This is a genomic window from Paenibacillus turicensis, assembly GCF_017873435.1.
Taxonomy (GTDB): domain Bacteria; phylum Bacillota; class Bacilli; order Paenibacillales; family Paenibacillaceae; genus Fontibacillus; species Fontibacillus turicensis.
On record NZ_JAGGKG010000011.1, the window covers coordinates 129288 to 145629 of the forward strand.

At 39.2% G+C, this 16342-nt stretch carries 10 protein-coding genes; 1 reads left to right on the top strand and 9 read right to left on the bottom strand.

What is annotated here, in order from left to right; translation table 11 throughout:
- Window positions 1-180: 180 nt before the first annotated feature.
- Window positions 181-1944 carry an S-layer homology domain-containing protein gene (locus J2Z32_RS12955; RefSeq protein ID WP_210089583.1) on the bottom strand — a complete coding sequence of 588 codons (1764 nt, stop codon included), beginning with the start codon at window positions 1942-1944 and terminating at the stop codon, window positions 181-183.
- A gap of 506 nt (window positions 1945-2450) precedes the next feature.
- Between J2Z32_RS12955 and J2Z32_RS12960 the strand changes: the two genes are divergently transcribed.
- A complete protein-coding gene (locus J2Z32_RS12960) occupies window positions 2451-4019 on the top strand; it encodes a M4 family metallopeptidase (protein ID WP_210089584.1) in 1569 nt (522 codons plus the stop codon).
- Between the two features lie 56 nt (window positions 4020-4075).
- On the opposite strand, the gene J2Z32_RS12965 is transcribed toward J2Z32_RS12960, so the two are convergent.
- From J2Z32_RS12965 to J2Z32_RS13000, 8 genes are all read right to left on the bottom strand, one after another.
- A complete protein-coding gene (locus J2Z32_RS12965; RefSeq protein ID WP_210089585.1) occupies window positions 4076-4999 on the bottom strand; it encodes a DUF7638 domain-containing protein in 924 nt (307 codons plus the stop codon).
- Window positions 5000-5201: 202 nt separating this feature from the next.
- A complete protein-coding gene (locus tag J2Z32_RS12970) occupies window positions 5202-5480 on the bottom strand; it encodes a hypothetical protein (RefSeq protein ID WP_210089586.1) in 279 nt (92 codons plus the stop codon).
- Window positions 5481-5531: 51 nt separating this feature from the next.
- On the bottom strand, window positions 5532-7208 hold the full coding sequence (locus J2Z32_RS12975; RefSeq protein ID WP_210089587.1) for a hypothetical protein: 1677 nt from the start codon (window positions 7206-7208) through the stop codon (window positions 5532-5534).
- Window positions 7209-7225: 17 nt separating this feature from the next.
- Entirely contained in the window at window positions 7226-10780 is a 3555-nt protein-coding gene (locus tag J2Z32_RS12980; RefSeq protein WP_210089588.1) for a DUF4132 domain-containing protein, read from the bottom strand.
- An 88-nt stretch (window positions 10781-10868) separates the two neighbouring features.
- A complete protein-coding gene (locus J2Z32_RS12985; RefSeq protein WP_210089589.1) occupies window positions 10869-12023 on the bottom strand; it encodes a VWA domain-containing protein in 1155 nt (384 codons plus the stop codon).
- Window positions 12008-14407, bottom strand: a complete 2400-nt coding sequence (locus J2Z32_RS12990) for a DUF5682 family protein (RefSeq protein ID WP_342453958.1) — start codon at window positions 14405-14407, stop codon at window positions 12008-12010. Before J2Z32_RS12990 ends, J2Z32_RS12985 begins: the two co-directional genes overlap by 16 nt.
- A 15-nt stretch (window positions 14408-14422) precedes the next feature.
- Window positions 14423-15526: an ATP-binding protein gene (locus J2Z32_RS12995; RefSeq protein ID WP_210089591.1), complete on the bottom strand. Its 1104-nt coding sequence runs from the start codon at window positions 15524-15526 to the stop codon at window positions 14423-14425.
- 211 nt (window positions 15527-15737) lie between these two features.
- Window positions 15738-16241 (bottom strand): hypothetical protein, encoded by a 504-nt coding sequence (locus tag J2Z32_RS13000; protein ID WP_210089592.1) that lies wholly within the window; start codon window positions 16239-16241, stop codon window positions 15738-15740.
- Window positions 16242-16342 lie beyond the last annotated feature (101 nt).

Consider the following 16342-nt stretch of genomic DNA (forward strand, 5'->3'; position numbering starts at 1 on the left):
GTTATGTAACAACTATTAAAGGAAAATGTAAATGTATCCATTATCAATGTTTATTAATTTTTATGCATAGTTTACGATAAGCTATAAATAACCCATATAGTAGAAAGAAAAAAACTCCGTAAGAAATAAAGAAACTTTTCCTTTACCTCAAAACGGAGTTATTTTAAGCTGGGTTCATACTTAAGGTCTTACAGCTGCTTCAATATATTTGTATGCCCAATGCTCCATAGGAACATCGTTAAAGCTAGGCGTATCTCCTACCTGAGCTAGCTCACGATGAAAAACTAGATTTAACACTTTTACAGCCTCTGCTCTAGTAATAGCGACATTTGGCTTAAATGTTCCATTCCCATAACCTTGCATTATTTTAGCTTGCTCAGCCGCTTGAATAGAAATGTTTGCCCAATGTGTTGTAGGTACATCGCTAAACGTCGTTGATTCTGCTTCTACAGCTGAAGAAGTCCCTTGGGTGTTTAACAAGTGATCCACAATGACAGCCATCTGCGCTCTCGTTACCTTTTGCTCTGGCGCAAATTCATTCTTGGAAATCCCCTTCATCACACCGTATTTTACTACTTGCATAATTTCAGATTGCGCCCAACTCTTAGTTACATCAGAAAAGTCAGGTTTCGCGTCTATTTCTTTCAAATTCAACCCTTTTGCTAGCATTGCTGCCATTTGAGCTCTTGTCACTGCTGCATTAGGTTTAAAGCTTCCATCTGTAAATCCAGTAATATAAGGAACTGATTTAGATTGATCAAACAACCAATCGATGAGCTTTGTATCATTAAAGGCAGGTGCCCAAGACCAATGGCGCAACCCACCATATAGTCTCATTTCATCCATTTCTTCATCGCTATAAAATTTAGCATGAACTTTAGTGCTACCTAACTCCTTTAATGCCTGATAAGCTAGCTTACTTGTTCGACTATCTGTAGTTGGATCTCCTTCAGCATGAATAATCCATAAAGGAATATCAACTAAATTTTTAAGTTCTTGTTTAAATACGTCTACAGAACCTGTGTAATCCGCTACCGTATCCTTTGCCGCTATTGCGATTGCACCAGCAAACAAATCAGGGTACTGCATCAAAAATCTAAGTACACCTCCACCACCACTGGACACACCAACGACATAAATTTTATTTTTATCAACCTTACCCTCTGCTACCATTTTGTGAATTAATTCTTTTTGTGCTGTAAAATATTGTTCCATGATAGGCAGTTGCTCTTTATTTTTATAAATCGCCCAGCCGTAATTTTCAGGGTATTGAATGGCTAATACTGAAGTATCATGACCAGACTCTGACCAGACCACAGCACCTTTATTTTCAGTTAGCTGCTTTAAATTATCGGTACCCACCTCGCCCCCACCATGCAACCAAACTACTAGCGGTTGTGGTGTAGCTGCTTTACTTAAGTTAAGGCGATATTTAAGTTCAATCCCATTACTTGCCTTAAAGCTACCTGCCTTAAAATCGTCTACTGTTCTTGTATTTACTTTAGTAACCTTAGACTTATTAAAAGATAATTCCGGATATTTTACATTTTTCACTTCGAATTCAGATACATATCCGCCTGGATATTTAAAAGCCTTCAAATCTAACATAATTTTGTTATCTTTAGTACTTAGCTTAATTCCATCATCCTCATAATTATTTTGAGCGATCTTTCCTTCCTTATTTAAAGGATACCCGTCATAATTACCAGTGATTTCAAAATCCCCCGCCTTTAAATCTTGGTATGGAGTCATATCGTTAACTTCAATTTCAAATGAATATACCATCGGTCCACCGTCGCCTATATACGTGTTAGCAACAATGTCCTTTACCGTCCCTTTACTGTTACTGTTTTCTGCTTTAACTGTGTGAATTGGGAAACTTGCAACAACCAATGTCATCACAATAGCCACCATGAAGCTTAGCTTCATTTTTTTTAATGCCATGCTTATTCCCTCCTGTTGTTTTTTATAGTGCAATGAAATAAAAAAACCTGAACGAACATACTACGAAAAAAAATCCGCAGCCATGTTTTAGCTCAGGTTTCGCCCGTACAAAGTACGGTAACAATCCTTATTCTATTTACTACCTTATCCAATTATGAAAGCGTTGTCAATATAAAAGTGAGCATACTACCAACTGAAACAAAAAAAATCAAAACATTAAATACATAAAATTGATAAAAAATATTACATTGACATAAACTGCCATTTTAAGTATAATCCGACTATCAAGGTATATTAAATATGATTTAACCTTGAAGGGAGTGATGCTTATATAACATAACTCGTAACTACAGCTTTATAGATGTCCTGTTTACCTCGTAAGACCACCTCATAGAATTGCTCTAAGCTATAAAAAAAACCTTTATGCTTGCCGCACCTGTGTTGATCAGAAAGAAACAAAAGCCATAAACAAAAAAGAGGCTTAAAATTAAAGAGGAGTGGATATTATGAGAAAGCGTTTAGCTTCCATCTTTGTAACCACAGCATTGCTTTTAACAACACTGGCCCCGGCAGGAGCATCTGAAATTCATGCACAAGCCTCGCAAGTTCCTAGCTTTATTGATGAATTATGGGTTGCACCAGAAGGCTTATCTCAAGATGAGAAGGTGTATAGCTATTTGGAACAGCATAAAGATACTTTACAATTAGGAGCAGAAATTCAGCAACAGCTCAAAATTCAATCCGCGGAAAAAGATGATCAAACGAATACCGAACACTATAAGCTACAACAATACGTTGGCGACATTCCTGTATACGGCGCACAACAAACAATACACTTTGATGCACAAGGAAATGTGACAGCGTATTTAGGTAAGGTATTCCCTGATGCCGCACAAATTGCAAATGGTGCTGAGGCGAAGCTGCTGCCAGAAGAAGCTATTGCCATTGCTAATAACGATTCTGAGCAACAATACGGACCACTTGGTTCACCAGATAAGGCACCTGAAGCGAAGCTATATGTTTATGAACTAGATGGTAAATTTTTGCTTACCTATGTAACTGAGGTTACTGCGCTTGATCCTGAACTCATTCGTGATCGCTATTTTATTGATGCGGTTAGTGGTGATATATTACAAAAATATAGTTTAATAGGAAACGCAACAGGTACAGGTAAAGGTGTACTAGGCGATACAAAAACTTTTACAACTACACAAAGCGGCTCTACTTATCAGCTAAAAGATACAACCCGTGGTAAAGGAATTACAACTTATACTGCGCGTAACACTACTTCTATTCCTGGCACTATTTTAACAAGCTCTAACAATAACAATTGGACCGATGGCGCTGGTGTAGACGCACACGCCTATGCAGCAAGAGTATATGACTTCTACAAAAATAAGTTTAATCGTAATAGCTTAGATGGCAAAGGTATGGAGATTAAATCAACTGTTCATTACTATCGCAACTACAATAATGCCGCTTGGACAGGATCACAAATTATTTATGGTGATGGTGATGGCGTTAATTTCAGAGCCTTCTCTGCGGATGTAGACGTTATAGGTCATGAATTAACACATGGGGTTACAGAGTTTACAGCTAACCTTGAGTATTATGGTCAACCTGGTGCATTAAATGAATCAATCTCAGACATCATCGGGAATACTATTGATGGAACCAATTGGCTACTTGGCGATTTGATCTATACCCCTAACATTCCAGGAGATGCACTTCGTTCGTTATCGAACCCAACTTTATACGGTCAACCAGATCATTTCAGCAATCTTTACACGGGTTCACAGGATAATGGTGGTGTTCACACTAACAGTGGAATTAACAACAAAGCCTTTTATTTACTTTCAGAAGGTGGAACCTTCCATAATGTCAATGTAACGGGAATTGGTAGAGACAAAGCCGTAAATATCTATTATCGTGCACTTGTCTACTATTTAACCGTATATTCCAACTTCAGCGATATGCGTGTAGCTGCCATCCAATCTGCTAAAGATTTGTATGGTGTAAACTCCGCTGAGGTTACCTCTGTAACAAATGCGTATAATGCAGTGGGTGTTTATTAAAAAATAAACAAAGCGTCCTCTGCATAAAAGTAGAGGGCGCTCTTAATTTTGTAATTTTATACTTCACGTTTTTGCTCTGGATGATAAATAATCCGTACGTAATCATAATCCTTATTGTCCATATCGCCCAAATACATACGTTGATGCTCTGGAACAAGCTCATAAGCTTCCTTCAGCTTACTCCGTGAATGCTCGTTAGGATATTCTAAATAGTTGAAATAAGCTGCCCTACATTTCTCAATCACTGACTTTTCTCCTTTTATTCGGCTACTAATATCTATAAACTCCTTGAATTTTTCTTCCACATCACAAGCATAACCCCCATCAATGACCGTCAATATCCCTAAATCATCCCAAACAATCGGCGTGCGTGTTTTGATTGAGGTAAAGAATACTCCTTCATCCCACAATTTACGCATTTGTTCTAACTTAAACGTTAATTCAAAATGAGGGCAATAACAGATGACAGTATCATGACGGTAAATAAGGAGACGAACTAAGTAATTTCTACCACGATGCTTCATAAATATAGTAAACCCATCCCCTGGCTCAGTTGAATAACCTACCTCTTGGGTCACTACGAAATCTTCAGGTGAAGGTGAATATTTAACTCGACGTTCCTGCCAAAGCTTTTTTTCTTCATCAGAAATTTGATAAATATTTGTAAAGGAAGGGTTGAGCTCTCTCACCTTATCATGAATGTAATCCTGATAACGCGTTTTATTCATCTGCCAATCGGCTGCTACAAGTTTATAATACCCTAAGCCATGGATCGAAATCCCTTCGCCAAGCGGGACCTTTGGCACAAGCCAACCTATATCTAGCTTTTCAGTTAGCCCCTCTAAATCTACTAATTCCCAGCAATTCACCATGCCATCTTCATAGACATCAATATAGTTAAAGAAGTATCTTCCTCCATTACATATAAAACCAGGCACTTTTATCCCTTCAATTGTTTTGGTCCTACGAATTTTTGACATTTCTTTTCTCCTTTGCTTAAATTTAATTCTGAAAAATTCTATGTAAACCTGAGCATTTTTGTCCAGCCTAAGTAAGTGGATTAGTTCCATGCTATCTTAATATGATATTTCTTTACAAGATGCTCTAGCCCTATCCTGAAAATAAAAGAAAAACAGGGCCAATAAACTCCCATCAAAGAAAAGTGTATCGCCCTGTTTTCAATTACTTGTATCCTGTATGAAGAAGCTGAACATAAGCGGCAACTTGAAAATAAATAGGTGCAACCTCCTGCTGCTTTCCTACACCAAATACGTATTCACGACTATGCTGAATCAGGCTTGTAAGCAACGTAACTAAGAAGTCCATATGCAGGCTAGTACCTTGTAGCTTCATTTTCTCTAAAGTATCAATATCATGCTCCCCAAGCTGATCAATGCCTCGTAGCAGTAATTCTTGACACCAATCATAAATGGTAATAATCAAAGCTTCCTTCTGGTTCAAGCCTTCCCCCTCCTTTAGTATATGGCAAATGGACGGTGCTTGTTATCCAAATTATAAGTCTAACAGTAGGCTCGTGACATGCCCTCCACTAAGAAAGCTAATTGGATAAATCAAGTCATCCTCTATACGTACGAAGGCAATAAAATGACGATGCTTCTCATAGAAGGTTGCTCTCTCTAACACTTTCAATGCCTTCTCCCATTGTGACTGAAAAGGAATTGTAAACTGCACATGCTGCTCATCCTCAAGCTGTACATTCATGATGAGACTTTGAGTTCTCTGATTAAAGGAACTCTCACTAATTTGTAGTACACGAAACAAAACAAAAGATGGAGATTTACGAGTAAACAAGGACGTGATCGTTCCTCTGTTGTAAGTAGCAGTTGATTTATGCTCATAACTTCCAAACTGTATATCCTCAACCAATTGACGCTCAAAAACACTTAATTTAGCAATAGCGCTTGAGGATAATCTTCCTTCTTCATTCACCTTCATCCCCGTGAAGGAAACCTCTGATTTACTGAACTGCTTCAGTGATAAATCAAGCTGCCAAGGAGAATGAGCTTCATAATGCTTAACATAATCAAAGGAGATATCATCATAATAAATGGGACGAGATTCAGTATACGTGTGAATACGGCCATCCCCTAGACTATAAAAATAATACGTAATCCCCTTATATAATGATTTGCTTTGCCATGGTTCAGCACCAAGTCCATACAGATGGAGCTTAGGCACTTCATAGTACTTACTGCGAAAACTACCTGTTAATTGTGCGAGGTCTTTCGCCCCAAGCTGGTGCTCCACTGGCAAAGTGGATTGCTGCTGTAAAGCCTTTAGCACTAGATATGTTTCTGTTATTTTTTCTAATAATATAACCATTGAAAAACGAATATGACACGCAAAATAAAGCTCTAGCTCGGTTTTTATGGAATGTAATCCGCGTTCAATGTTCGGTAAATCTGCACTTCTAGCATGAACAGCCATCGTATCAAGCTGGATTGTGATTTCCTCTGGTAATCTTGACAGTCCACTACAAACTATACTTGTTAATAATTCCATACCTCCCTGTAAAAATCCTGCTGGAAAGGATACGATTCCCTTGCGGGCAATAAGTGCAGATGAATCATCAATCCCTTGATGAGCCCGATATCTCAGCAGAACCTCTAGTTTAACTATTTCACCTTCACGTTCCTTTAATGCACATAACATCTTACCTTGCTCAGGAGTATAGGCTACCTCCATCCCTCTATTCACCATCTTAACCGTAAGTAAAGAGGATGCTGTAATCTCTAACTGCTCGTCATACCGTAGACGAAAGGCTACCTCATCGATCATTGTAGGTGTATACGGTTGAAGCAATTCAGTCATTGGAGTAGTAACAAGCCAACTAAAGTCGATTGTCTGATCCTTTTCCTCTAAAATAGCTTCTACAAGCTGGTGCTCCCGATAATATAAAATGGAAATTAATACATGCTTACATAGCTGTGAGGAAGGACAACTACATGTCCAAGTGTCTAATGAATTTGTCAAATAACAGATCGTATCATCAGACAATTCACACTTCACCTTGTCTAGCAAATCAAAATGGTAGGTGACCGTCAGCCCCTTACTTATGTCCTTATTCGCTCGATTAAATAATCCTTTATTACTGTAACGGACTAGAAGCTCATCCTCACAACGTGATATAAATGAATCAAACTGCCCCTTTAGGCTGGAATTCGCCACCCAGATCCCTCCTATAGCTATACGCGACCAGCAGCACGCAAAATATCATACATCGTCTCACTGTATACACGTGGGGGGACTAAATTAAGCTTAATCGCATCATTGGGTTGAAAATAATGATAACGTGTCTTTTTATTATTGAAGAAACGTAATGCCTTTAGGGAGATATCCTCCATCCCTTCATAATAAGAAATACTCGTTCCACTAAATTCTAGCTCAGCAATCATGCCGTCGTAATCCTTATATAAAAGATAATAGAAGCCAGCATCCTCAGCAGGACCTTTATACCAACCTAACTTCTCTAGTGCCTTCGGGAATGACGTTGGTGAAAAATCTCCTGATGGCAAATTTGAGGTAATTTCTTTATCGTGCTGTTGCTCCTCATTTACTGTATAAACCTCCCGATGTAGCTGTGTGAAGGGTTGCGTAATTTCGTAGTCTTCTAACTGCTGTTGCCATGCCTGTAATGTCTCCGCATCCAGCTCCAGTGGCTGCACAAGACCAATCTTCGCATCTGCTGGCAACTCAAATTCCTCTTCATCCACAGTGTTAAAGGTTCCATCCTCCATATAACGGAAGGTAGCCACTAGCTCCTCTCCTTCATATATGCCCCAAATTAAGCCAATCGCAAATTTTTGCATAATGATATTGTGTACAAACAATTCCTGCCAATCTTGCTTGCTCCATAACCGTTGCTTAGATAATGATTCCTCTAAACGTAAGGCTTGAAGAGAAACCATATTTTTTAAATCCTTTTTAAGCTGTGTCAAATAAGTCTTTCCTTGAATAACAAGCTCTGGATCGTCCTTTTGTGTTGCAGCTGGAAGACTTTTTAACAGCTTGCCTGTTTCCTCATTGACAACAACAACCTGTAAATCCGAGGATACCTTCACAATAAAGCTTCGCTCTCCATAGCTAATAGACTGCTCCCCTTGCTCATTAAAGCCAAGTGTGGTGATGAGTTTGTCTTCAAGCTGGGCTTGGGTTAAATTCATATTTTCTGCGGCTAGCTGAAGCGCCTCATCAGCCGCAGTTTTAACTTGGCGATTTTTAATTACCCGTTTAAGTCGATCGATCATCATTAGCGCCGCAGTATCCTGCATAAACGATAAAGCCTTAATCGCCTCAGCTGCTATCGCTCCACGACTATTTTCAGCCCAATCCTTGATTTGATCGCCTAACGTATTCATAACTTGTCGATCTCCAAATAAACAGCTTAAATAAAGCACCCATTTTTCCTTTGCAGGTGCACCTTCCCCAATCCACAGCTGTAAAATTTGAGCGGCAAACTGAGCTAAGGAAGCTTGATCCGCATAGGTTGCCACTTCTTTTAGTGTTAAATTAGGCTGGCTGCTATACTCTAAAGATTGGCTTAACAAATATAATTTAATGTTGTCGTCAAGTGGTTCTCCATTGTGAGCAAGTAAGGCTAGCATATGCTTTACAGGAATAAAGCTTAGACGCGCCTGTTTCTTGTCATCCAGTCTACTTCCTAAAGCGGCATGAGCAACATGAACCCCTTGATCACTTGTTTCTAATAAAATAGTGAGCAATTCCTTCATGACTTCATTTTGCTTTTCCTTTAACAATGCAGTATAGGCCGCCTTACTGTCCTCCATACCACGAATTGCACTTAACGCCATTTCTTTGATCGTTACTTTCTTTTCTGTTCGAAACACCTGCATAAATAATGGCGTATCTGGCTTACGATTAAATTCGATTAATGCTATATTGTTGATCGATTTAGAAGAATCCGTGAGCCCAAGACGCACCACTTCAGCAAACTGCTCCAATGGCAATTGGTCACGCTGCGCAAATAACAATTCCAATATAAACTGTCTCGATTGTGTCTCTAACTTCTTATATAGCGCAAGCGTCTCATCAACATGACTTTTTACAACATTTTCATATTGTTCTTGTAATGCAGGGTCACTTCCAAAAGTATCATAGGATTGAATTAAAATACTTTCTACTAGCGCCTTACCATCTATCGTTGAATCATGTTTTTCATATTGCTCTAATAGGGATGTATAACTGAATTTATAGCCCTCACTAAAGATCTTAAGTACAAACGTAAGATCAACACTAGGGTGCATGGACAAGGTCATAAAGCGACTGAATTGTTCACTCTTCATCGGTAAAAATCCGATCGCAAATAACATTCTCCTTTGCTTACGATCGTATAAGTTGCCTTTGCCATCTAAGCCATTATCGCGATCACCAAATTCTAAAAAGCCGTCAAGCGTCACTTTCCCATCAATATATTTGGCAAGGTAAGGGCCAACTCTAGTGGTCTCTCTTCGATGCTCTAATACTGCTAATACAAGCTCCTCAATTGTGCCTGTTAATTGTTGCTGTACTTCTGCTGAATGATGTTCACTTAACACTTTGTACACAAATAGCTTAATAAACGGATGACCTACGATTTGAAGCACACGTATCGCTTGATTCACATCCGCAACGATTTTATTACGTAAATTATCCCATGAAGGACGGATCGCATCTAAATCGATTAATAAGTTTTCAATGAGCTCATACGGCTCTTTAATATTTAAAATTCCCGTAAAATCGGAATTACTGATCCATTGATATTTACTTCTTTGCATAATTAAATTTTGTCGCATCTCAAAAGGGAACATGTCATATAACACTTGTACTGCCACAATTAATTGCTCATCTAAGCTGTTCTTATGCTCCAAAAATAGCTTTTTCCCACCATAACGGTTCATTCGATATAACAATGCACTTGAAACCTGTAGCAAAACACTTTCAAACGTATGTCTAGCTATCTGCTTCCCTTTCTCCACAGTGGCATTCGGAAAATAGGTCTGATGAAGCCGATCCCTAGTTGCTTGCACGAAATCAGGAGAAAGATTCAAGGTAGAATCGTTATCCTTTAAAGGTAACGGATGTAATACTATTTCGGATATCGAGTCATGAAGCTCCGCTTGTAGTGCATTTTCATCCCCACGTAATACGGCTTGTAGCAACGAAGGTAAGGAAGCGATGTGTTCGTTAGTCCCAGCAGCATTTAACTGAGTATATAAATCTAGTAGCATTAACAGCTCTACACCTTCATTAACCCAACATAGCTCTTTACCTGTAAATTGATGATGTTTCATTCTATATTTAATTTCTTCCTCTATCACTTGCTCTCCAGCATACTTGCTCATCATCTTTAAGCGGTATAAAAGAGTTTCAAATTTATGCGCGTTGGATTTGCTTTTCCCATCTAAGCTATCCACATGAAAAGAATTCCCCATACTAAGGGAGAAAACATCATAGAAGCTATAGCTACTTCGTGACCATTTATTACTTGCACGTAGTACAACTGCTGCTGCTCTATAAAATACTTCACTATCATCCTTGTTTCTCAGCTTCTCTAGTTGTGTAAATGTATAGTAATGGAATGTATTAGAATTCTGTAAAATATCTGGATATTGTTCAGTTTCACCTGTAACATATGCAACAATCTGATCACTGCGATCAATCGCCTTCGAATATTCATCCGAGCATTCTCTTGCAAACTTTTCAACAATCGCCATGACATCACTTGAAATAGACTTCATCATAGACTTCCTTCCCTATATAAAATAGTAGTTATAATCTTTAAATAGAATGATAAGATTGTAAGCGTTGTAAACACTCTTATGAAATTAATTATGAAATTATGTCGCCAATCCAATCTGCAAGCTCATGGGGCGTTATTGCCGCTACCTTTGCGCCCATGTTTGTCAACGTTTGTGCTGCATGCTCGTTATATACCGGGCTTCCCTCAAAATCTAATGCAGTTAGCACGACTAGTTTACAGCCTGTATCCATAATGTCCTTACATGCCTTATACATGTGCTGGATCGAATAACCTTCCTCTAAATCGCTCACTAATATAAATAAACTCCTGCTAGGATTATCAATCAATCCTTCCCCATATCTTAATGCCTTCGTAATATGCGTCCCACCACCAAGCTGAACGTTCATGAGTACATCTACGGGGTCCTCCAGCCGTCCAGTTAAATCTACAACCTGTGTGTCAAAAATAATAAGATGTGTTTTTAGCGCATTAATACGATAAAAAATACTTGCCATCACAGAGCTGTAAATAACAGAATTCATCATACTCCCGCTTTCATCCACTGCAATGATGATGTTCCATTTGTTATAGGGCTGAATGCTACCATCAAAATAAATACGATCTACCACAAAGCGATCCTTAGCCTTATCATAGTTTTTTAAATTTTTTATAATGGTTTTCTTAAAATTCAAGTTGCGTAGCGATTGAACTCGACTTGGACTGTAGGGGCTTTTTTTGCCTATAATGCTCGCCCTTGTCTGTGACTCCAGCTTCCTACGTAAGTCTTCAACAACCTTGCGCACAATTTCTTTGGCGCTGTGAAGCACATCACCTTTCATTCTGCCTTTAAATTGAATTATATTTTTGAGGAGATCCATGTTTGGCTCTAATCGCTCTAGTAGCTTCTTATCTAACAACAATTCACTTAAACCATAACGATCTAACGCTTGCTTTTCTAATATTTCAACCGTTGTTTTAGGAAATAACTCTCGCACTTTACTAATCCAAGTAGGTACAGTGAGTAAGGATTTGCCTTGTCCACCCTTACGATACCCTTGCTCTTCGCCATATTCTCTGTCATATAAAAAAGAAAGCACATCATCGATTTCTTGATATACAAATCCCTTCTGCTTCTGCTCTTCTCCTTCCCCCTCTACAGGCTGAATCAGCTTATCGGCATGTGGACCAAGAACAAGACGCCAGCGATTCATCGCTTTTTGCTGTGGATCTAAATCAGGCTCCATTTCGCAAACTCCCTTCTCACGACTTCATCTTGTGCCTTCGCTTCAACCAGCATTGATTCACTAATTCCTTCTTCCTCAAGCACCGTCACATCAACCTGGTGCATTCCAGCAATTTGCTTCATAATAAGGTACACCTCAGCCGCCGTAAAGTTGGTAAAGGCTAAGCGTAGTTCAGGGGCCATTTCTATAAATTGCTCATGAGATAAGCTTACAAACAGCTCATTTAAGCTCCTTAAAAGTACATTATCATAAAGCAATACATCTCTAGCCGTAGCGAAAACTCCCTGTAAATACCTACTAATTAACTTCACTTTATCAGGTGTGCCTAAGATGTAGCTACGTGCTCTAGCCACAATCTCTGGTCTACGAATGGGATACGCCTGCGCTAAAATCGCAATACATGCTCCCTCTAGCATTGGGGCCAAATCAGGCAACTGTAATAAACTTGCGAGGTCATCAAGCAATCGCTCCTGATCGAAATTAGCCTCATCACGTTTTGCCAGCATACCTAGTGTTTTCAAGGCCTGAATACATTGATGATGTTCATCTGGTTGACTCCGATAAATTTGGTACAAACGGCTGACAGCCTGCTCATATCCAAGTGTGAGTAACGGGGCCAAAGATGATTCGTCAGAAATCCCTAACAGGCTTCGATGGCTATACATATGATTTAGGATAGACAACGTTCTACATAATGAGAGAAAACTACCATCCTGAAGTAAGGCATCCTTAAGCGCTATAAACAATGATTTTGATAATGTTTCTAATCCCATCCGGTGCGATTCCATTAGCTTTTTGGCGTACTCTTTGCTGTGATGAGAAGGAATTTCTGCAAGCTCCTCCTCCATTTTTCGGATTACAGCTTCTTTCACCGTTCCCCCATAGCTGGCATACTCCACGAGCCTTGCCTCGACCAAAGACGTATATGTATACGTCCAATTTTCTCGCACTCGATGAATATCGATATAGTTAACGAAATCTGGACCTGATTTTTTCGTGGCAAAACCAACGTCTAAATAGCTAGCACAATGTAACAAATGGCTTATCTCACGATGCTTCTCATTACTATATAGATCAAGTTGTTTACGATGCTGGCCTGTTGTTTTCATATGTAGCTTTAGGTTAGAACAGCTTTCCTTAAAATCCTTCACAATCGGGGGGATAAACTCATTAGGTGCAACCTCACCAATTTCATTGCCTGTTAATAAGGTCGCTAGAAGCTCCAGCGGCTTTACGTTGGCAAAGCTATCTTCCCCTTTAATAAACGCAGTTCGGATGCCATCCTGTAGCTCGTATACTCCACCTTCACGCTTCTGGCGCAATTGTGCCAAGCCCTGAATCATCGCATAAGCTTCGATGCCATCGGAGGTTGAAATACTCTCTTCATTTTTGCGAAGCTCCTTTGAAAGTGTTGAAATCATAAACAAATTACTTTGTTTAAACACTTCTATTGGCTTGCGAGCGCTTAACTGCTTCCATATTTGCTGATAATAGTTTACATAAGGCATCCCGCTTGCATAACCATTTAACTGATCCGCTTCCTCAAACGTATACACCATAGGGTAAATTTGTTCTTCGCCTTGTTGCCTAGTTACTTTCTCTTGAACTGCTGCTTGTTGCTCATCAGCAGATCCTTGAAGAACTAATCCATAGGTGTGAAAGCCACCAGTAACAACAAGGATTCGCTTATAACGCGCCTTGGCCTGTGCAATACAGCTACGCATAAAGGCTTCTCTAGCTAAATGTCCTTCTTCCTGTAGCTGCTCATCGGTGTAGCACAACCTAGATAATGTACAATATGTAAATACCTCTTGGGCAAAAGCCGTAGGTGTCTTTGTAATCCCTTCAATTTCAAACACTTTCTCCCATAGCTCATTAAAACTTCTGCAATGCAGTTTTTGACATAAGGAGGTCATAAATTGTGAGTCGGCAAGTAGGGACTCATCCTGAAACGAGGTTTTTGTTAGCTTTTCTAACGTGTCATCCTCCTTGGAACGAGAATTCAAATCGATGAATTGCACAGGAATACCTTGCTTGCTAGCCTGCTTTAGCACTGCATACTCAGGTGAAAATTGTAGCATTGGATAATAAAATGAAGCCCGCTTATTGGGATTTTGTTCATTCTGATAGCTATAATACAAGCTTATAGGTGGTTTAGTTGCTTCATCTGCGAGCACTGGAATAAGCTTATTTGCCAGTTCAGGGCCCTCAATCAGCACGATCTCTGGATTATATTGCTCCAATACCTGTAACAAATGATACGAGCAAGCAGGGCTATGATGCCTGATCGGAAAATAAACAACCTCCTGCCCAAAATTAAATACATCTTGTGTAAACAACTCATTCAACTGTTCAAGGCCAAAGTCAAATTCAAGGTCAAGCACAAGCTTGTTCACCTCCTAATGCTCAATCCATTTTCTCTCTTGATAATACGCATCCCACAATTCATTGCCTTTTGCCCGTTCCTTTACTACCTTAGCAAAGTATGTTTTTAGGACATGAAGGTCTTTAGTATTTTCTTTGGCAACAGTACCTAACATATTTTGAACTAGTCGACTTAAGCTTATATATTTTTGATCATAATAATAGGAGGTCATCGCGCTTTGTACATAAACAGACACCGCTTCAGCAGTACTCATCACAGATTGCGGAATATCAATTTTAAAGCCTTCCTTGGTCATGCCTGTACGAAGCTCCATAAATGTTGTAGCAAGTAACTCCACCACATCAATATCTACCTCAGCCTCTACACCGCTGTACATTAACAAGCTACTTGCTTGTGCTTGTATAATTTGCGCCTCCATTTTGACATTGCCAATCGGCTTGATTGTTTCAAAATTAAATCTACGTTTTAGTGCGCTGCTCATCTCATTTACGCCTTTATCGCGGATGTTTGCAGTGGCAATAATATTAAATCCAGGTTTAGCAAATAACACCCCTTGACTTAGCTCTGGGATGCTCATCACCTTATCACTAATAATACTAATGAGACTATCTTGTGCTTCAGATGGGCATCTCGTAATTTCCTCAAAGCGGGTTAAAATACCCTGCTTCATTCCATTGTACAGTGGGGAAGGAACAAGTGCTTGCTCTGAGGGGCCTTGATCGAGTAGCATCGCATAATTCCATGAATACTTGATCATATCCTCTGTCGTTCCTGCTGTACCTTGAATCGTATTTGTACTTGTTCCAGAAATCGCTGCAGATAAAAGCTCACTTAACATCGTTTTAGCGGTTCCAGGTTCACCTACAAGCATAAGTCCCCGATTCCCAGCTAACGTCACAATTGCACGCTCAATTAAAACATCATTTCCATAAAATTTTCGAGTAATGGCAACCTCTTCCCCATCCAGCATGGCAGGCTTATTGCGTCCAATAATAAAATCTCGTACATAAATAGGGGACAACAGCCAATTTGGTGGCTTGACACCTTTGTCTTCATTTCTTAACGCAGCTAATTCTTTTTCATACAATACTTCTGTGGGTGGTTTAATCATTTCCAAAATACATCACAAGCCCCTCTCACCATGAGATCATACGTTCTATTTTAACATAAATCCTATGTAAATTAATCGTTAATCCAGCAATTTAGTTCCATTGTCCTGCAAAAACCTACTATTAAAAACGCATGCAAATAACGGCTATAACCAAAGGAATAATCTCTATTACCCATACTTGTAATTTGCAAATCAAAAGGACCTATATAAGCTATATTTATTTTAAGTTTATCTTTTTGCGTTTTCTTACGGCTTTCCATCCACGTTCATGCACCTGCTGACGAATGATCGATCTTGCTTGCTTCCACTCTCCAGTCGTAAGTAATTGGTACGTTGGAACCTGCCACACGGAGCCATCCTTTAAATGAAATAGCCAGCTTTCGTAATCTAGCATCCCCCATTTACCAATCGTAGGTCCCTTTTCCGTTACACGAATAATCATGCTCCATTCCAATTCCTTCCCCCATGCGGAAACAACCTTATCATTAAAACTAATGATACAGTTTTGGGACGTAAATAAGCTTTTTAGATAAAAAAGCCAAGGTGGACCCGTAAATAAAAAACATACTATACCTAAAAAATAGAGGGGTAACATAAGCAAAAATGGAAGCTCTCGCATTCGATAACCTTCCACCAAAAAAACTACGCCTATAATTAGAAATAGAAGTGTTCCCGCAAATCGCTTCCATAGAATTGAGCGTTGATATTTAATTTCGGTCACCGTATCCCTCCCACTATAAATTAATATTTTCTCTTGTTTGCTCACTCGTTCTCAGGTTTTCATTCATTGACAGAATGGCAGTTGGAGAAGTCATGTAAGAA

Excerpts from the sequence above, each read along its gene's own strand:
- J2Z32_RS12965 (WP_210089585.1), bottom strand. The coding sequence starts at position 4,999 with ATGTCAAAAATTCGTAGGACCAAAACAATTGAAGGGATAAAAGTGCCT.
- J2Z32_RS12960 (WP_210089584.1), top strand. The coding sequence starts at position 2,451 with ATGAGAAAGCGTTTAGCTTCCATCTTTGTAACCACAGCATTGCTTTTA.
- J2Z32_RS12985 (WP_210089589.1), bottom strand. The coding sequence starts at position 12,023 with ATGGAGCCTGATTTAGATCCACAGCAAAAAGCGATGAATCGCTGGCGT.
- J2Z32_RS12955 (WP_210089583.1), bottom strand. The coding sequence starts at position 1,944 with ATGGCATTAAAAAAAATGAAGCTAAGCTTCATGGTGGCTATTGTGATG.
- J2Z32_RS12980 (WP_210089588.1), bottom strand. The coding sequence starts at position 10,780 with ATGATGAAGTCTATTTCAAGTGATGTCATGGCGATTGTTGAAAAGTTT.